Consider the following 17,533-nt stretch of genomic DNA (forward strand, 5'->3'; position numbering starts at 1 on the left):
CATCGGGCTGCCGTTGTCGGAATGTAAGACCAACTGATGTCGTGGAATGCCTTCAGGCCGAAAAGGGGTAGGGTTTAATTATTAATTAAACCTGATCCCTTTTTTCTTCCGAATTTTGATTTTTGTTAGTCAATCAGGGCTGAGCTGTTAATATTGAAACATTTGGGCCTAAGCAATTAAGGAATGAAATGAGTAAAAGTAAATCAGTTATCATGGCTGTTTGGGTGGTCGCTTTGTCGGCGTGCGGTGGCGGCGGTGAGGATAGCGGTATGTCTCAGGTAAAATCGACTTTTCTTGATAGTTGTATACAAAAGGAAGGGCTTGCGCGCCCTGTCGAGCAGGCTAAGTCGTATTGTAATTGTGTTGCCGATTCTGTTTTCGGCAATAGGGATATTTCCGATGAAACCAAAAGGCTCATGTTTTCGATGAGCGATAAAGAGAGTCAACTGTATAAAAAAGATGATGCCGCGATGGTTAGAGGTGCGCTGATGGCTTGCTATACTTCTAATTTTTATAAGAAAAAATAGGCTTTGTGCGAGGTACTCGTTGCAAGTCTCATTTGCTTCCGGAAGCGTTTAAAAATCCTAAGGATTTGGTCGTAAATAAGGATTTCGTGAAAAATAACTTCCTGGAGCTATGAGTTTTGTAGCGGGTTCGGTAACTCGCTTGTCAGGGCGCCGTGAACCCAGCACCTAAATTATGCAAGACAGTTACCATAGCCAAAAGGCTATGGAATTTAGGTGCTGGGTGAATACGTCCTTGTAGGCTTGACGGCGGCTTTCCCTGCCGCCGACACCTGTCAATCGAGTTACCGAACCTGCTTACCTTGCATTAAAAATAGGGAAGTTATTTATGACCGAACCCTAACTTCCCTATTTCGTGCTAGGTTCAGTTGTTCGATTGGCGGGCGTCGGCAGTTGCTGAGTTACATGGATGTAATGAACCTAACACCTAAATTCCATAATCCATTGTCTATGGTTAACTATCTTAGATAATTTAGGTGCTGGGTTAATGCCATTCTTGGCAATCAGTCTTCGCCTTCGAGTAGAGGCGCATTACCTAGTGGCCTGTTTTAGGCTGGGACGCTTAATGGTTAACGGAACAACGGGACATTTAATCAGTTTTGGCGGCTTTTGCTTTGTTTTTGGCTAGTAAGTTGGGAGGCGGGCCGATCGGATCGAAGTTCTTGAGCAACGGCACGTCGTCTTTGTTGACCCACATCACATTCATATCATAGGAGCCTTGCGGTCCCCAACCGCCGAAAAATTTCTTGCCATCCGGCGGGAAGGCCCAGCACATGTCTTCGCCTGCGGTATTGATGGTGTCGCCCAGGTTCAAGGGCTCTTGCCATTCGCCCTGGGGATTTTGATAGGAAATCCATTCGTCGTGTCCACCACGCGAGCCCATGTCTGGACGCGTGCTGGTGATGATCAGGCTTTTGCCGTCCTTCGATAGTCCCGTCCAATGTAGATGGTCTCGGTAAGGGGAGTTGATCCTCGGTCCTAGGCTTTCGGGTTTCTGCCAAACGCCGTTTTTCTTTTCGACTTTCCAGATGTCGCTGTCTTGTGTGACTCCGGGTTGTTGGTAGCTGAAGTAAATCAGGCTGTCCGATACGATGATAGGGCAATGTTCTTCGCCGGTCGGCGTGTTGAGGTTAGGCAGTTCAGGCACATCATTCCAATTTCTGGCCGGTTGCCAGACGCCATCGATTTTCTGCGCCACGTAGAGATCGCCGGTCGACAGATTGCCCGGTTCGTAGCGGGTAAAATAAAGGGCGTTGCCGTCATCCGAGAGGCTCGGTTCCAACTCCCAGGCAGAGGTATTGATGTTCGGCCCCACGGTTGGGTCGACGCTTGGTCCCAGATGAATCGGTGTTTGCCAAACGCCATTCACGTTGTGAGACATCCAGATGTCGAAGCTGTAGGGATTGCCTTGTGATTCGATGACACCGGGTCGAGTCGAAACGAAAACGACCGTTTTGCCATCTGCGCTGTAGGTTAGTTCAAATTCCGAAGCCGAGGAGTTGATCGGCTCGCCGATGCTTTGCGCTAAAGGGTGCGGCTTTGCGTTTTCGCCGGCCGGCATGTCCATGCCAGGCATCGCATAAGACAGGTTTTGCGTCAAAAGAAGCGTCAGCGCCGCTAAACAGGACTTGGGGGTAAAGTTTTTTGTTTTCATAGTGTGCACAACGGTATTTGGGTAAGTATCAAACAAGAAAAAGCAGTTCACCATGAAAATCAAGAAGAATAAGAGGTTAATTCAATGGCTTATTTTGCCTATCCAGTTCATTTTTGTTCCCCTAAAAGGCTTAGGATAAGCTATTAAAACTTTATGGGCTTCATGCTTAAACTGCCGAATTTAGGGCCAAGGTTATCAAATCTTAGGCTTTTCCGTCTCGAACAGAATCGCTTGCATCGGATAGCGCATCGGGCTTGAACCAAACTCTTTTTTGAAGGCCTCGGCCAATTCCGTCACGATGTCCTCAGGGTCGACGCCGCCCTTGTCTCTGATTTCGAAGATCACCGGCGTGTACACCAAGGCACGCGCGAACGCCGTCACATCGAGAATATCGTATTCATGGCGTTGCACGGAAATGACCACAGGGTCGAAGCCGATCTGAATCAACTGTTCTTTGAGAGGGTCGATTTGGTGGCAGGACACCGGATCGAATAAAAACTGCGGGGTGTCCGAGGGAAAGTATCGTTTAAGAACTTCGAAGCTTAAACTGGCGAACGGGTTGTAGCGTTCGGAGTCCCAAACGCGGAATAAATAACGGCCGCCCGGTTTCAAGGTGCGGTAAACCTCCCGAAACCCTTTGTTCCGGTCGAAAAACATGATGCCGAATTGACAGACGACGGCATCGAAGGCTTCGTCATCGAACGGCAAGGCGGTGGCGTCGACGTTCTGGAAGGTGACCTGTTCACCCGGATGAAACTTTTGCCTAGCCACGTCCATCATTGAATCGCTGATGTCGACTGCGGTCAAGCGAGCTTCTTTCGCCAATAAGTTGCGCAAGTGACGGGTCACGATGCCGGTGCCGGCGGGGATTTCCAGCACGTTCATCGGTGCTTGTTCGGCGACGCGTCTTGCGGTATCGGCGCCGTAATGCTCGAATAGGACCGGTCCAAGGTCGCGATCATACGGAATGACAACTTCATCAACATAGCCAGATATGGTCTTTTTCCTTAGTTTGAGTTCGAGCGCTAATGCGAAACTCGCCAAAACTGGCTGAATGGCGTGCGACAAGGATCGACATCATTAACGCTGTTGTTAAACAAAGCTGGATATTATAGGAAAATTTGCCAATGATCAAAGTGCATGGTCAATATCCAGCAATTCCCAGTTTGAGCATTCTCACTTGATTTAGGGTGTGGGGTATCCCAAAAAAAGGGGTCAGGTTGAATTAATAATTCAACCTGACCCCTTTTTTTGTTCTGATTTCCCTTGATTGGAGGGCGTAAAATTCTGAAATAGGGTTTTCAGTAGCGGATTGGGAAAGTGTCGTTCAGGGGTGATAGCATAAAAGCGTTCCTTGACTTCCGTGATCTGCACGCATTCGACTAAATGGCCGCTCAGTAATTCGTCACGTACCACCACGGGCGGCACCAGTGTTAATGTTCCGGATTCACGCGCCAGGAGTCTGAGCATGGCCATGTCATCTACTTCCGCGATGATTTTGGGCCGAACGCCGGCCTGGTTGAGCAAAAAATCGAAAGCGGTGCGAATTTCGCTTTCCATGCTGGGCACGAATAATCCGGCATGGTGTAAATCTTCCGGAAAACGAAAGTTGACCGGGCTCGTTCGCGCTTGACAGACTAGGCTGGCTGGCTGTTCATCGAGCAAATGACATTGCCAGTTTCGATCCAGGGCATCGGGAGCTGGACGATTAGATAAGATCAAGTCCAGGGTATGTTCCTGCATTTGCTGCATCAAGGCGTTAAGGCTGCCGGAATGCAGCACCAACTCAATATTTTCCAAAGCCAGCAGTGGTTTAATCAAGTCCAACTGAAAGTTGCGCGATAGGGTGGAAACTGCGCCGACACGTAATAAAAGCCGGCTTCCAGCTTCGCGGCGCTGCATGACGCTTAACAGCTCATCACCGGCGCGGAAAATGGCTTGAGCATAATCCAAGGCGATGTGGCCGGCTTCGGTCAAGATCAACTGCCGGCCTTCGCGTTCAAATAGTTTTTGCCCTAAGCTTTCTTCGAGCTTACGCAGCTGGATACTCAGTGCGGATTGTGAGATGTGCAGTTTTTCTGCTGCACGGGTCAAGTTGTTTTCATTGGCAATGACCCAAAAATAACGAAGGTGGTGATAGTTCAAGATGGTCATGATTGTTCAATAGTGCAGCATAGGAGAGAAAGGGACAGTATTATCGGTATCGATATATAAAATATAACGAAAATACAGAAATAATATATTAGATTAAAGTGGTCCGAAAGGATAGTCTATTGGGCAGTTATCATAAACCTATTATTTTTCATAACCCTCATGACTCAAGCACTTGTCTATAAAGACCTTCGTTCCGGTTTTTTTGTCTCTCTGATTGCATTGCCGCTATGTTTAGGTATCGCGATGGCCTCGGGTTTTCCTCCGATGAGCGGCCTGATTACCGCTATCATCGGTGGGCTCTTGGTGTCTCGTGTGAGTGGTAGCCAGCTCACGATCAACGGTCCGGCGGCCGGTTTAATCGTAGTGGTGTTGGATTCCGTGCATACCTTAGGTGCGGGCAATACTGCCGCCGGCGTTGCCTATACGTTGGCGGCGATCGTGTTATCGGGCTTGATCCAAATTGCCCTGGGCGCATTGCGCGCGGGTAAACTCAGTGCCTTTTTTCCTTCCTCGGTAGTACACGGGATGCTGGCTGCCATCGGTATCATTATTCTGGTTAAACAAAGTTATGTTTTGCTTGGGGTTCCGGCGGAGGCAGGCTCTATTGTGCAACAAGTGATGGCTTTGCCGAGGGCAGTGATCAATATGAATGTCCCGATTGCGATGATTGGCTTGATCGGCTTAGCCGTCATGATCTTTTGGCCTCGTCTTCCTTTTAAATTCAGTCGTATGTTACCGGCACCGCTTTGGGTTTTGTTTTCCGGTTTGCTGTTGACGCATTACTTCAATTTAGATCATGTGCACCGCTATCATTCTGTAGTAACGCAGTTTTTGACACAGAGCGAGTTTTTAATCGGTCCTACTTTTTTGCTCAATCTTCCAAGCAATCCGATGGATGCGCTGTATTTGCCGGACTTTGCTCTGATCGGCACGGCTAAATTTTGGTTCTGCGTTTTTAACATCACTCTTATCGGCAGTTTAGAAACCTTGTTGAGCGCCGCGGCGGTGGACAAGTTAGATCCCAAACATGGTTGTTCCGATTTGAACCGCGATTTGATGGCCATCGGCATGGGTAATACGCTCTGCGGCCTGGTCGGCGGGTTGCCGATGATTGCGGAAATCGTGCGGAGTTCGTCAAACATCAGTTATGGCGCGCAAAGCAGCTGGTCGAACTTTTTTCATGGTGTATTCCTGCTGCTATTTATCAGCTTAGGCGCCAATCTGATACAAGAGATTCCGTTAGCATCATTAGCGGCATTGTTGGTTTATACGGGATTTAGGCTCGCCTCTCCGATGGAGTTTGCTAAAACTTTAAGTATTGGTTTTGGCCATTTTGTGGTGTTTATCATAACTCTAATCAGTATTTTACTGACAGATCTATTGCTGGGAGTATTGATCGGTATTGTCTGTGAGCTGGCGCTGCATGGCTTGCGTGGTCTAAAACCTGCTCAGATTTTTCAGGTCGCCTATCGTATTGATGAGCAAGAACCGGGCATTTTTCATGTACAGGTCCATGGCGCCGCCGTGTTTTCAAACTTTCTTGCGCTAAAAAGCATGGCCGGCACTTTACCTAAAGCCAAGCAAGTGATTTTCGATTTGAGTGAAGCCAATTTGATCGATAGCACGGTATTGGAATTTATCTATTACTTTCGCGCCGAGTATCAAAGATCAGGCGGTACCTGCGAAATAGTCGGCTTACATCAGCATCAGGCCGTCGCTAAGCATCCATTGTCCGTTCGGCGCGCACTGAGAGTTTAGTGGGAGACTGATTTAGTTCTTCGGCAATTGCTAAGCGGCGCAGGAGGAGTGAAGGCGGAAAATACAGGAACATTATCCGCCTTGCATTGTGCTACTTCACGTCATTATGAATTATTCAGCCTTGTTGGCATCCTTGCTTTGCCCCTCCTTAAAAACTGCTTTTAGGTATATTCCGCCACGCAAGGCCGGTATTTTCAGCCTTTCACCGATAACATTCAAACCGGATAGCAGCCAATAAATAGGCGAAGGCATGTCGCCTTTTGGGATGAAGGTCCAATAGCCTATCGTTTCCGGAGCCAGTCCCGCGTCGTTTAGTAACCCGCAAAGCTCTTGACGCGTCACGAAGCAGTCGCTGCTCAAGTGGCGGGTGTCCCAGCGAAATCTGCGGGCAATCGCTGTGTACCAGCAATAAGCGCCGTTCGGGGTTAGGCAGATGAATTCGCCGCCGGGTTTCAAGACGCGCGCGATTTGTCGAAGCACTCTCGGTTTGTCCGGCATGTGTTCCAAGGCGCCGACGCACAGTACGGTATCGATTTGCCCGGATTCGATAGTCTTTAATTGTTCTGCCGGGTCGACCGTGAACCGAATGGTTTTACGATTCGGATGCTGTTTGCGCAACGCGTCGGCCTCCGAGATCATATTCGGCGAAAGATCGGTGCCGATGGCTTGTTCATATAGACCGGCCAATTCGAATAAATGCAGGCCGGTGCCGCAGCCGATTTCGAGCAATGCGCCGCGTTGTTTGCCGAGCAATGACCGGATGATTGAAAGACGGTAAGCTAAAAGGCGGCCGGCGCGACCGTGCGCTTCGCTGTAACTGCCGGCGATGCGGTCGAAAAAAGCGCGAACATCGGCCGAATCGGCCGCTTGTCGGGTTTTAAGCTTATTTATCATTGCAGGCGGGGCGGTAAATCAAGCGGATCGAGGCCATAAACGAATAGCAGAGCAGCAACGTGATTGCTAGCGCCAAAGGCTGGTAGATCGTTGGATAGTCGGTAAAGCAGGCGATTAAAATCAGCATCGTGACGACGAAAACAACTTTGCCTGTGGTTGTTTGTTGTTCTTTGTAGGCTGGCGGCTTTGCGAGCATTAAAAAGCACACGAATACATAGCGCATCAATCCCGGTACGAGTATCCACAAACTCAAGCGTTGATCGAGCACGATCAGCCAGCACAACACCAGCATGAAAAAAGCATCAGTTTCTTTATCGAAATATTCGCCGAATTCCGATGTGCAATTGAATTTACGGGCCAACCAGCCGTCGATGCCGTCGAGGCATAGAATCAGTAATGCCAGGAGAATTATCAAGTCGGGCCGGTCGGCGAAAGCTGTCAAGCTAAAGATCAGCAGCAAGCGGAACAAGGTCACGGCATTGGCCGGGCCGAATTGACCTATTGATGTCCAATTGCCTGGGCCGCGAACAATGAACCAGGCAAATGAAAACGCCGCAGAGCCTAGTAGTAGTACAATAGGCCATGATAACAGCAGCATTGCAGTGCTGGCCGCTAACAAGACTGTCGAATGCAGGTTGCTCCAACGAATCAATTTAGCTTGTATCAAGGGTTCCGTTATCATGGTATCGAATTCATTCGGAGTGTTGCGATGAAGATAGCGTTGTTGCATCCGCCCCTCGGCGAAACCTCGGGGGGTAATCTCTATAATCGGAATATACTACATCAAGCACGCCTGTGCCGTTTTCCGTTGCATTCGGTCACTGTCTCGGCTATCGATCGCGAACGACTGGCAGAGTGGCAGGAAAATTACGAGTTGTTGATTTGGGATAGTCTATTCTGGCAAGAGTTGGCGGGCATGGTTGAAACTCTGAAGAACAGTCCCGGTTGTCTTTTATGTCATTATTTGCCGTCTCTGAATCCGTTGGTGGCGGCGCGCGATCGGGCCGTTCGGTGCGAGATTGAGTGCCGAGCGATCGAGTCGTTGCGCTTTGTCATTGCGACCGGGCAAGAGGTTTTCGACGAGATTCAAAGACGGTTTCCAAGCAAATCGGTCGGCTTATGCGAGCCGGGCATAGACGAAGCTTTCAAGCCGGAACCTGTGCAAAAAAATACAAGTACGATAGTGCAATTTTTGACGGTAGCCAATTTATTGCCGGAAAAAGGCTATCTCGATATTCTTCAAGCGCTGGCGGGATTGACCGAGTGTTCGTGGCAATGGCATTTCTGCGGCAGCGATAGCGTTAATACGGAATTTACGCAATGTTTTTGGCAGTCTGTCGGCGAATTGAATCTACTCGATCGCATTCATTACGAAGGTGTTCTGACTTCGGAGCAGGTCGCGGAATTGATGCGCGTTTCGGATGTCTTTGTCTCGGCGAGCCATTACGAATCCTATGGCATCGCGCTGGCCGAGGCGGCGGCGATGCGTCTGCCGATCGTTGCTTCCGAGACCGGAGCAGCCGGGCAAATTGTTCAACATGGAGTCAACGGTTTTTTGTTTGTCGCCGGCGATGTTGATGCGCTGCGCGTTCATTTAGCAAGGTTGATTAGCGAGTCGGCGTTACGGCGCAGTTTCCGGGGTCGACAATATTTTGAAAACCGGTCGTGGGGACAAAGCTTCACGATTTTTGAACGTTTATGTAGGGAAGCGTTTTGCTTGTCGAGTCAATGATAATAGGTGAGAAAAACATGATCATTCAATTTGAGTCATGATTATAAAAGGGCGGGTTCCTAGGTGTTGGGAGGGCGGATTGTTACTTTTCGGCAACGGTAAAGTTTCAGGGATGTAATGCATTTTCGGGTTGATGAGCGTATCTTCAAGATAGTTAGATAGGCTGGGCTAAACAGCTTACAGTCCATTGATCGCTGAAGATAAACGCTGTTCCTTCAATATAGTGGGTGGATATGATGCATAAATCAAAACAGTGGCTAACAGTAATTTTTCGATGGTTTGTCGCTATCGGTTTGTTGGTGATTATTCTGAATAAAACCGATAGCGATTTACTCTGGCAGACTTTATGTGGCTTTAATCCTGCGTTTGGATTGCTCTTGGTGGTTTGTCATATTGCCGTGCTGATGTTGATGGCTTACCGATGGCGGCTCATTGCTCAACAATTGAATGTTGAGGCTGCTTATGCGGATTATTTGAAAGCAATATGGATTGGTGCGTTAAGCGGCCAAATCGGGCCGCCGTTGATTTTTTCCGAAGTAGCTCGGTTCAAAGTCCTTCAAGATTATGGGGATAATCAATCGCTGATCGGTAGCCAAGTACTTGACCGCTTGTCGGGATTGGTTGCTTTAGTGTTTATACTGCTACTGACCTTGCCGTTGAATTGGCCGCTATTTGCCGAAATGATTCCGGCTGCGACGTTGCTACAAAGTCTGGCGATCTTATCGATTTCTGGTGTTGTTCTGTTTAGAGTCATGCTATCTACGAAAACTCGAGCCCTGATGGATCGTAATAAAATCAGTGAAGTCATGAGTCTCGGACAGTCGCATTATGAGTTATCGTCGTTGATTCAATTATTGTTGATGCTTGGCTTTTTATTGGCGGCTTTCGGTTTGGGCGCCCCGAAGCTGCCGTTTACACTGTTTACCTTATTACCGCTGATTTTCGCCGGTTTAACTTTGTTGCCTATTTCTATTTCGGATTGGGGGACGAGAGAAATGTTTGCCGTATATGTTTTATCGTTTGCCGGTTTACCGGCAGAGGAGAGTGCGGCGATATCGATCATCTTCGGCTTCAGTTACTCGTTGACGACACTCATGGGCTTGTTTTTTTTGCTGAAAAAGTAACGTTCATGAAGGCCTAGTCATCGCCCCGGCAAATGAAAGTTCTCTGGTGATGGAGGGTGCGGTTACTCGCCCGACAGGACGCCGTGAATACGTCCATGTAGGCTCGACGGCGGCTCCCTGCCGCCGACGCCTGCCGGTCGAGCAACCGCACCCTCTCCGGAACCGGAATTGCCAGAGCGGAGATTTGTATATCGAAAAATTAGATAATGAGTCTAAATCCACGAACTTTCACAGTAAAGAACATCATTAAGTAAGTTTATTGATGTTCGGGGGCAGCTAGGCTAAATATACCTTTATGCTGTTACCCAAGCTCCAGCTTGGGTAACCTGTTCAGGAAGCTCTAGCTTCCCGACAATCAAGAAAGATTGAACGAGCGAGTCGGGGTTGATTGAGAATGTGCGGAGGTTGTGTCGGTCTCAGGAAGCTCTTGCCCTGAGCCCTTCGGCTGCGCTCAGGAGAGCCTTGTCGAAGGGGGAGCTTCCGGGTTGTCTTTCCCAAACTGGAGCTTGGGAAAGAGCGTGATGCGGGTTGCAGCTGAGCTGAATCATTAGAGCTTAAACCGGAAAATCAAACGCTTCTTTAGTAACAGGGATGTCTTGCGCGTCCATCATCTGAGCAACACGCTGCAGTGATGCAATAATCATCAACTGTTCCCATTCCTGTAGTTTACTGAATTCTCGTGTAAAGCGATCTTGCAAAGGGATAGGGGCATTTATTAGCATTTCCGTGGCCGCCTCAGTCATGTATGCATGGACTTTTCGCTTGTCCGTCTGGGAGCGCTGCCGGAACACCAGTTGGCGTTTTTCCAGGCGATCCAGAATTGTTGTCACAGTCGCCTGGCTGAGGCTCATGTCCTGAGCTAGCTCCCCAATGGTCAATTGACCTTTGGCACGCAGCGTTTGCAATAAAAGAATCTGCGGCGCGGTCAGGCTGGTGGTTTTTGCCAGATATTTTGAGTGTAAGTCGGTGGCTCGTATGACTCTGCGTAATGCGACCAGCACTTCTTCAATTTGATTCAGCAAATGCTCCTTTTCAACCGGATTTAAGTCGAGCGTATCCAGCGAATGGGGTGTGTGTGGTTGCGGGTTTTGCATCATTGATCACCAATCTAGCTAATAAAGATTCCGTCGCGTTACAAAGCCATTGCTGTAATTTGATATGACATCTAATTAATCTTAGGCAAAAGTACGCGGCCTGGACATTTAAAATATTTAGTGTACTATATATTATGTTTTCCAATGAAGCCAGAATATTCGTGCTAATGGCTCATAAAAATCACATTCAAGACCGGCTTATTTAGTTAAAGCCGAGTTAATTGCACAGAAATCTAAATAATAGAGTTATTTATATGTTGTCTGATAAAACTGCCTTGCCGATCATTACACTTAGTCAGCCTACTGCCGAAGTCGGAGCGCAGGTGCATCGACTGATTAGCGAGTGTCCGCCCCTAGATCCCAATTCGATGTACTGCAATTTGCTGCAGAGCAGCCATTTTTCTGAAACGGCGGTGGCGGCTAAAATTGGCGATGAGTTGGTTGGTTTTGTCTCGGGTTATCGTATTCCGCAACGTCCGAATACCTTGTTTGTCTGGCAGGTGGCTGTCGGCGAAAAAGCCCGTGGCCAAGGGCTTGCCACGCGGATGCTCTTAGCCATACTGGCGCGGTCGGCCAATCAGGATATTAACCGAATCGAGACGACCATTACCCCGAATAATAAGGCCTCATGGGCCCTGTTTGAAGGGCTGGCAAAAAAACTGGACACCCAAATTGGCAGTGCTGTGATGTTTGATAAGACACGCCATTTTGCAGATCAACATGAAACCGAAATGCTGGTGAAGGTTGGGCCGTTCAAAGCGGTTCAGGCTTAATTCACTACACTATTATCCCATATTGCTCAGGAGAGAATTAGAATGAAAATCTTTGAAGAAATTGAATCAGAAGTGCGTTCGTATGCTCGCGCTTTTCCACGCGTGTTTGATCGTGCCCAAGGCGCAAAAATCTATGACCATGAAGGCAATGAATATCTGGACTTTCTCGCTGGTGCAGGTTCCCTAAATTACGGCCACAATCACCCGGTATTTAAGGAAAAGTTGCTTGAGTATATCCAGAATGATGGCATCACGCAGGGCTTGGACTTGCATACCCGCGCCAAAGGTGAGTTTTTGGAAAGCTTTAATGAGTACATCCTTAAGCCTCGGAACTTGGACTACATAGTGATGTTTACCGGCCCCACCGGCACCAACGCGGTTGAAGCAGCACTGAAGATCGCCCGCAAAAAAACCGGTCGTGAAAACATTATTTCGTTTACCAATGGTTGGCATGGCCAGACGCTGGGATCACTGTCGGTTACCGGAAATTCTACTCATCGTGGCGGTGCCGGCATCGCCTTGCATGGCTCAACCCGTATTCCCTATGACGGCTATCTGGGTGATGATTTCGATACCACCAATTTGCTCGACAAAATGCTGTCGGATTCCAGCAGTGGCGTCGATAAGCCGGCTGCCGTCATCGTTGAAACGGTTCAGGGCGAAGGCGGTATCAACGCCGCCTCAATGACTTGGTTAAAAAGCCTGTCGGAAATCTGCAAACGGCATGATGTGTTGCTGATTATTGATGATATCCAGGCCGGTTGCGGTCGCACCGGCACTTTCTTCAGCTTTGAAGAAGCCGGAATTTATCCTGATATTGTGACCTTGTCGAAATCGCTGAGCGGCTATGGTTTGCCGTTAGCTATCGTGTTAATGAAACCCGAAATCGATCAATGGTCGCCGGGTGAGCACAATGGTACCTTCCGAGGTAACAATCATGCTTTTGTCACTGCCAAGGCGGCTATTGATCACTTCTGGAAAGACGACAGCTTTGCCAAAGATATCCAACGCAAAGGTCGGTACATTGCCGATCGTGTAGATGTCATTGTCGCCAAGTATGGCGAGGGTAATTTCAACTCGCATGGGCGAGGTATGTTCCGGGGTATTAACTGTGTCAGCGGTGATTTGGCCGGTCAGATTACCCGCAGATGTTTTCAGAAAGGTCTGATTATTGAAACCAGTGGCGCGGACGATCATGTCGTGAAGTTCTTGTGCCCTCTGATTATTACAGATGATGAGCTGGAAAAAGGCATCGACATTCTGGAGCAAGCCATTAAAGAGGTCTGTGATAAAGCAGACACAATCCCAGAAGGAAAAGACTTTTTTGAAGGCGACTACTCAGTCAGTAAAGAGGTTAGCAAAGCGGGTCACTAAGGATTCGGCCATAATAACTTCCCTATTTTTAATGCACGGTAAGCAGGTTCGGTAACTCGATTGACAGGTGTCGGCGGCAGGGAAATCCGCCGTCAAGACTACACGGACGTATTCACCCAGCACCTAAATTCCATAGCCTTTTGGCTATGGTAACTGTCTTGCATAATTTAGGTGCTGGGTTCACGGCGTCCTGTCAAGCGAGTTACTGAACCCGCTACAAAACTCATAGCTCCAGGAAGTTATTTTTCACGAAATCCTAAAGCCCGCTGAGCCAACCAGCCTATTCGAGAACCTACTGAAGAGAACTAAAATGATCGTAAGACAGTTACAAGACGCACAGCAGACTAACAGACGCATCGTTTCACCTGACGGCAACTGGGAAAGCACCCGAATGCTACTGAAGGATGACGGTATGGGCTATTCCTTTCATATCACCACCATTTTTGCCGGTGCCGATTTTCGCATGCATTACCAGAATCACCTAGAGTCGGTGTATTGCATCAGTGGTGAAGGCGAAGTGGAAACGCTGGACGATGGCAAGAAGTATTCTATCACCCCAGGCACACTCTATAACCTGGATCAACACGATCGGCATATTCTGCGTGCCTTCAAGGAACTGAAATTGGCTTGTGTTTTTAATCCGCCTCTAAACGGCAAGGAAGTACACAACGCAGAAGGTGCCTATGAACTGGAAGCCGAAACAGTCAGTGACTAATTTTCAATCATGGCAGGGCGGTAGAGGCCCTCGGCATGCCCGAAGTAAGAGAGGACGTTATGACGTTTCACACCGTTGAAAAAATCGGCGGCACATCCATGAGTGATTATGTCGCAGTGCGCGACAATATCATTCTCAAGCCTGTCCATCGTGAGGATCTGTATCAGCGTATTTTTGTGGTCTCCGCCTACGGTGGCATCACCGATATGTTGCTGGAGCACAAAAAAAACGGTCATGCCGGAATTTATGGTCAGTTTGCCAACAGTCTAAACGATGCCGGCTGGCAGGCTTCGTTGGTAACACTTAAGCAAGAAATGTTTGCAATCAATGCCAACATTTTTGACACTGCTGAGGCCATCAAAAAAGCCGACGCGTTCATTGGCGAACGGCTTGATGACACGGAACGCTGTCTGGCCGATTTGCAGCGTCTTTGTCAGCATGGTCATTTTTCACTGGATGCACATCTTTCTACCGTTCGGGAAATGCTGGCTAGTATCGGTGAGGCGCACAGTGCGTGGAACACTGTCCAGTTGCTGCAACAAGACGGTATTAACGCAGTCTTTGTCGATCTGACCGGTTGGCAGACCGATAAACACATGACGCTCGACGAACGCATTAAAAAAGCCTTTGCTGAGATCGATCTGAGTCAGCAGCTACCAATTGCCACAGGCTATGCGCACAGTATTGACGGGTTGATGTCAACGTTTGATCGGGGCTACAGTGAAATGACTTTTAGCCGGATTGCGGTGCTGACAGAGGCGGATGAAGCCATCATTCATAAGGAATTTCATCTCAGCAGCGCAGATCCGCGTCTGGTAGGTGAAGACAAGGCCGTGCCGATTGGCCGTACCAATTACGATGTGGCCGACCAGCTTGCGAACCTGGGCATGGAAGCGATTCATCCCAAGGCAGCAAAAGGCTTGCGTCAGAACGCGATAGCGCTTCGCGTCAGAAATACCTTTGAGCCGGATCATGCCGGGACGCTGATTACCGGCGACTATGTCAGCAGTAAGCCTTGTGTGGAAATTATTGCCGGGTGTAAAGGCGTCTATGCTTTCGAGGTATTCGATCAAAACATGGCCGGCGAGATCCACAATTACGATCAGGAAATCCTGGCGCTGATCCGTCGCTTCAGAGCGCATATTGTTTCCAAAGATATTAATGCCAATACCATTACCCATTATTTATCTGCCAGTCTGAAAAAAATCCGCCGCATCCGCGATGCTTTGCAAGAGACCTATCCGGATGCCGAAATCAATCAGCAAAAAGTTTCGATTGTTTCCGCCATCGGCAGTGACATGAAAATTCCCGGTATTCTGGCTAAAACTGTCTCGGCACTGGCAGAGAAACAGATCAGCGTGTTGGCGATGCATCAGTCAATGCGTCAAGTCGATATGCAGTTTGTGATAGATGAAGATGCCTACACTGACGCGATCAAAAGTTTGCATAGTCATCTGGTGGAGGTTCATGATCACGGAATTGCAATATGCCTCGCGTCCTGATGGTGCTGCTGAAACCCTTCTTCAGTTTGGCCAAAACGATACATTACTCCTTTTGTACTCAAAAAAGGGCTGATTTTATGAAGGTATGAGGTGTGGGTTCACGGCGTCCTGCCAATCGAGCGGCCGAACCCTCCAAAAATAGGGAAGTTATTTATGACCGAATGCTTAAGGTGCTTATGAGTTGACAGCTAGAGCGGTAGCGGATTAAGGCGAGTCGCAAGTCAACTTTCGTCCATGGTTAAGCCATTCATGGCAAGTCAGTCGAGCAATGAATGGTTTAACCGTCTTTTTTCAATAAACTTAAGATGTACGGGTAAGCCCTGCGTAAGTTGGGAATGACCGATGACCGGGGGTATCTGTTGTCGTGAAGTCTTTAATCAATATGGGTTAAATGTTCAATGATTACCGAGAAAGCCGAACAGTCCGAACAAAGCGAAGATGTTTATCAATCTCGTAACGGTGATAAACCGAAAATAATTCAACGCGTAGACCCTGTGGTTTATGCTCAAACCGCTAACCCAAGCCTTATTACCGAGGACTTGCAAGCTCGTTATGAACGACAGGGTTTTCTTATTCTTGATAATGTTTTTAATGAGCGGGAAGTCGATTGTTTCAGGCAAGAACTCAATCGTTTGAATGACGATAAAGAGATAAAAGCCTCAGCGGAAGCGATAACTGAATTATCCAGCGACGAAATCCGTTCACTCTTTAAAATTCATGAGATCAGTCCGGTCTTTAAAAGATTAGCTGCCGATAATCGTTTAGCGGGGTTGGCCCAGCATCTTTTGAATGATCGGGTTTACATTCATCAGTCGCGCTTAAACTATAAACCGGGTTTTCGTGGTAAGGAATTTAATTGGCATTCCGACTTTGAAACCTGGCATGTTGAAGACGGCATGCCCAGAATGCGTGCGCTCAGTATGTCCATTATTCTGACTGAAAACGACCAGCATAACGGGGCTTTAATGTTGATTCCCGGATCACATAAAAAATTTGTCGTTTGCAAAGAAGAAACGCCGGAGAATCATTATTCAGTCTCGTTGAAAAAGCAGGAGTATGGCATACCCAGCGATGAATGCTTGGCTAGCTTGGTTGCCGATGGCGGCATTGTATCGGCTATCGGAAAACCCGGCAGTGTCTTAATTTTCGACAGCAATGTCATGCACGGTTCGAATAGTAATATCACCCCATGGCCTCGCTCGAATGTCTTTTTCGTCTATAACGCGATCAGTAATCGAGTGACATGGCCGTTTTGCGGTTTATCGCCTCGTCCCGAATACCTTTGCAGTCGCAAGGCTATACGTGCTATTGAGCCGCGGCCTTTTATCGCTGCTGCCGACCAGTCGATTTATGCTTAGAATGTTAATGGTGTTGATCGTGCTGGCGCCTTGTTCCGTGATGGGCGAGGCTGTCGACGATGAAGCAGAGGTTCAAGAGCGCTTAGATGCGATTGAGTCTTTGGATAAGCCTTTATATAGTCCGTTCATCGAGCGCTATATGCTGGATGAACTTAAGCAGTTGCGTATGGACATGGCAGCGCAGAGGAATGAGCTGATTCAGCAAATTGTGGATAGAGAGCTCAGCTCGGTCGATAGAGGCGTCACTTACGCCACCAATACAGTCACTTATTTTTTCTACTTGATTGCCGGTGCCAGTACTATTTTGGTGCTGCTGGGTTGGACCTCGCTCAGAGATATCAAAGAGCGTGTACAGTCCATGGCGGATAAGAAAGTATCGAAACTGGTCCATGAATACGAAGAGCGTTTGGCAATTGTCGAGCAACAACTCAACAAAGAAGCACAATTGATTGAGAAAATCGGCGAGGATATCGAGCGGACGCAAGATGTGCAATCACTGTGGCTCAGGGCAGGGCAAGCAAGTAGTTTGGCCAATAAAATCGCCATCTACGATCAAATTTTAAAATTGCGTCCCGAGGATTGCGAAGCATTGACTTATAAGGCTGATGCGGTACTCGATATGGGGGAGCCGCAGTGGGCTGTCAATCTATGTCAGCAAGCGTTGAAAATCGACCCTGAAAACGGCCATGCTTTTTACCAATTGGCTTGTGCGTATACCGCATTGAATCAATATGAAGAGGCCGTTAACTGTTTATCCGAGGCGCTGCAACGCACTGAGGATTATCGCGATAAGTTTGCCGATGACCCTGCGTTGCAGGCCTTAAAAGACTTTGAGCCGTTTATCGAGTTGTTGCCCGGCGAAGATAACACTCATTAA

16 protein-coding genes are annotated in these 17,533 nt (G+C 48.2%); 10 read left to right on the forward strand and 6 right to left on the reverse strand.

The genetic code is table 11. The features are described from left to right. Positions 1-188: 188 nt before the first annotated feature. Positions 189-527, forward strand: a complete 339-nt coding sequence (locus tag ACRJJO_RS08335) for a hypothetical protein (protein ID WP_431065379.1) — start codon at positions 189-191, stop codon at positions 525-527. A gap of 586 nt (positions 528-1,113) precedes the next feature. Here ACRJJO_RS08335 and ACRJJO_RS08340 read toward each other — a convergent pair. The 3 genes from ACRJJO_RS08340 to ACRJJO_RS08350 form a co-directional block, all read right to left on the reverse strand. Then, a complete protein-coding gene (locus ACRJJO_RS08340) occupies positions 1,114-2,178 on the reverse strand; it encodes a TolB family protein (RefSeq protein ID WP_431065380.1) in 1,065 nt (354 codons plus the stop codon). A 195-nt stretch (positions 2,179-2,373) separates the two neighbouring features. After that, positions 2,374-3,246, reverse strand: a complete 873-nt coding sequence (locus ACRJJO_RS08345) for a class I SAM-dependent methyltransferase (protein ID WP_431065381.1) — start codon at positions 3,244-3,246, stop codon at positions 2,374-2,376. 165 nt (positions 3,247-3,411) lie between these two features. Next, positions 3,412-4,332, reverse strand: coding sequence for a LysR family transcriptional regulator (locus tag ACRJJO_RS08350; protein WP_431065382.1), 921 nt, complete (start codon positions 4,330-4,332; stop codon positions 3,412-3,414). A gap of 159 nt (positions 4,333-4,491) precedes the next feature. On the opposite strand from ACRJJO_RS08350, the gene ACRJJO_RS08355 reads away from it, so the two are divergent. Next, positions 4,492-6,090, forward strand: coding sequence for a SulP family inorganic anion transporter (locus ACRJJO_RS08355; protein ID WP_431065383.1), 1,599 nt, complete (start codon positions 4,492-4,494; stop codon positions 6,088-6,090). A gap of 111 nt (positions 6,091-6,201) precedes the next feature. On the opposite strand, the gene ACRJJO_RS08360 is transcribed toward ACRJJO_RS08355, so the two are convergent. Together ACRJJO_RS08360 and ACRJJO_RS08365 are read right to left on the reverse strand one after the other, a co-directional pair. Next, entirely contained in the window at positions 6,202-6,984 is a 783-nt protein-coding gene (locus tag ACRJJO_RS08360; protein WP_431065384.1) for a class I SAM-dependent methyltransferase, read from the reverse strand. Continuing rightward, positions 6,974-7,714 (reverse strand): CDP-alcohol phosphatidyltransferase family protein, encoded by a 741-nt coding sequence (locus tag ACRJJO_RS08365; RefSeq protein WP_431065385.1) that lies wholly within the window; start codon positions 7,712-7,714, stop codon positions 6,974-6,976. The genes ACRJJO_RS08360 and ACRJJO_RS08365 overlap by 11 nt, the downstream gene beginning before the upstream one ends. On the opposite strand from ACRJJO_RS08365, the gene ACRJJO_RS08370 reads away from it, so the two are divergent. Together ACRJJO_RS08370 and ACRJJO_RS08375 are read left to right on the forward strand one after the other, a co-directional pair. Next, positions 7,694-8,716 carry a glycosyltransferase family 4 protein gene (locus ACRJJO_RS08370; protein WP_431065386.1) on the forward strand — a complete coding sequence of 341 codons (1,023 nt, stop codon included), beginning with the start codon at positions 7,694-7,696 and terminating at the stop codon, positions 8,714-8,716. The two genes, ACRJJO_RS08365 and ACRJJO_RS08370, sit on opposite strands and share 21 nt — an antisense overlap. 236 nt (positions 8,717-8,952) lie before the next feature. Then, entirely contained in the window at positions 8,953-9,840 is an 888-nt protein-coding gene (locus ACRJJO_RS08375; protein ID WP_431065387.1) for a lysylphosphatidylglycerol synthase transmembrane domain-containing protein, read from the forward strand. Positions 9,841-10,394: 554 nt separating this feature from the next. Here ACRJJO_RS08375 and ACRJJO_RS08380 read toward each other — a convergent pair. Beyond that, a complete protein-coding gene (locus ACRJJO_RS08380; RefSeq protein ID WP_431065388.1) occupies positions 10,395-10,934 on the reverse strand; it encodes a MarR family winged helix-turn-helix transcriptional regulator in 540 nt (179 codons plus the stop codon). A gap of 254 nt (positions 10,935-11,188) precedes the next feature. Between ACRJJO_RS08380 and ectA the strand changes: the two genes are divergently transcribed. The 6 genes from ectA (at position 11,189) to ACRJJO_RS08410 (ending at position 17,533) form a co-directional block, all read left to right on the forward strand. After that, on the forward strand, positions 11,189-11,707 hold the full coding sequence (gene ectA / locus ACRJJO_RS08385; protein WP_404357626.1) for a diaminobutyrate acetyltransferase: 519 nt from the start codon (positions 11,189-11,191) through the stop codon (positions 11,705-11,707). Between the two features lie 42 nt (positions 11,708-11,749). Next, positions 11,750-13,081 (forward strand): diaminobutyrate--2-oxoglutarate transaminase, encoded by a 1,332-nt coding sequence (ectB, locus tag ACRJJO_RS08390; RefSeq protein ID WP_431065389.1) that lies wholly within the window; start codon positions 11,750-11,752, stop codon positions 13,079-13,081. Positions 13,082-13,391: 310 nt separating this feature from the next. Further along, positions 13,392-13,796, forward strand: a complete 405-nt coding sequence (locus tag ACRJJO_RS08395; RefSeq protein WP_404357622.1) for an ectoine synthase — start codon at positions 13,392-13,394, stop codon at positions 13,794-13,796. A gap of 59 nt (positions 13,797-13,855) precedes the next feature. Next, on the forward strand, positions 13,856-15,298 hold the full coding sequence (locus ACRJJO_RS08400) for an aspartate kinase (RefSeq protein ID WP_431065390.1): 1,443 nt from the start codon (positions 13,856-13,858) through the stop codon (positions 15,296-15,298). A 398-nt stretch (positions 15,299-15,696) separates the two neighbouring features. Then, entirely contained in the window at positions 15,697-16,656 is a 960-nt protein-coding gene (gene thpD / locus ACRJJO_RS08405) for an ectoine hydroxylase (RefSeq protein ID WP_431065391.1), read from the forward strand. Further along, entirely contained in the window at positions 16,649-17,533 is an 885-nt protein-coding gene (locus ACRJJO_RS08410) for a TPR end-of-group domain-containing protein (RefSeq protein WP_431065392.1), read from the forward strand. Before thpD ends, ACRJJO_RS08410 begins: the two co-directional genes overlap by 8 nt.

This window comes from Methylotuvimicrobium sp. (assembly GCF_050611805.1).
Lineage (GTDB): Bacteria > Pseudomonadota > Gammaproteobacteria > Methylococcales > Methylomonadaceae > Methylotuvimicrobium.

Excerpts from the sequence above, each read along its gene's own strand:
- ACRJJO_RS08410 (WP_431065392.1), top strand. The coding sequence starts at position 16,649 with ATGCTTAGAATGTTAATGGTGTTGATCGTGCTGGCGCCTTGTTCCGTG.
- ACRJJO_RS08350 (WP_431065382.1), bottom strand. The coding sequence starts at position 4,332 with ATGACCATCTTGAACTATCACCACCTTCGTTATTTTTGGGTCATTGCC.
- ACRJJO_RS08340 (WP_431065380.1), bottom strand. The coding sequence starts at position 2,178 with ATGAAAACAAAAAACTTTACCCCCAAGTCCTGTTTAGCGGCGCTGACG.
- ACRJJO_RS08400 (WP_431065390.1), top strand. The coding sequence starts at position 13,856 with ATGACGTTTCACACCGTTGAAAAAATCGGCGGCACATCCATGAGTGAT.
- ACRJJO_RS08355 (WP_431065383.1), top strand. The coding sequence starts at position 4,492 with ATGACTCAAGCACTTGTCTATAAAGACCTTCGTTCCGGTTTTTTTGTC.
- ACRJJO_RS08370 (WP_431065386.1), top strand. The coding sequence starts at position 7,694 with ATGAAGATAGCGTTGTTGCATCCGCCCCTCGGCGAAACCTCGGGGGGT.
- ACRJJO_RS08365 (WP_431065385.1), bottom strand. The coding sequence starts at position 7,714 with ATGCAACAACGCTATCTTCATCGCAACACTCCGAATGAATTCGATACC.
- ACRJJO_RS08375 (WP_431065387.1), top strand. The coding sequence starts at position 8,953 with ATGCATAAATCAAAACAGTGGCTAACAGTAATTTTTCGATGGTTTGTC.
- ACRJJO_RS08395 (WP_404357622.1), top strand. The coding sequence starts at position 13,392 with ATGATCGTAAGACAGTTACAAGACGCACAGCAGACTAACAGACGCATC.
- ACRJJO_RS08380 (WP_431065388.1), bottom strand. The coding sequence starts at position 10,934 with ATGCAAAACCCGCAACCACACACACCCCATTCGCTGGATACGCTCGAC.
- ACRJJO_RS08335 (WP_431065379.1), top strand. The coding sequence starts at position 189 with ATGAGTAAAAGTAAATCAGTTATCATGGCTGTTTGGGTGGTCGCTTTG.
- ectA (WP_404357626.1), top strand. The coding sequence starts at position 11,189 with ATGTTGTCTGATAAAACTGCCTTGCCGATCATTACACTTAGTCAGCCT.
- ACRJJO_RS08360 (WP_431065384.1), bottom strand. The coding sequence starts at position 6,984 with ATGATAAATAAGCTTAAAACCCGACAAGCGGCCGATTCGGCCGATGTT.
- thpD (WP_431065391.1), top strand. The coding sequence starts at position 15,697 with ATGATTACCGAGAAAGCCGAACAGTCCGAACAAAGCGAAGATGTTTAT.
- ectB (WP_431065389.1), top strand. The coding sequence starts at position 11,750 with ATGAAAATCTTTGAAGAAATTGAATCAGAAGTGCGTTCGTATGCTCGC.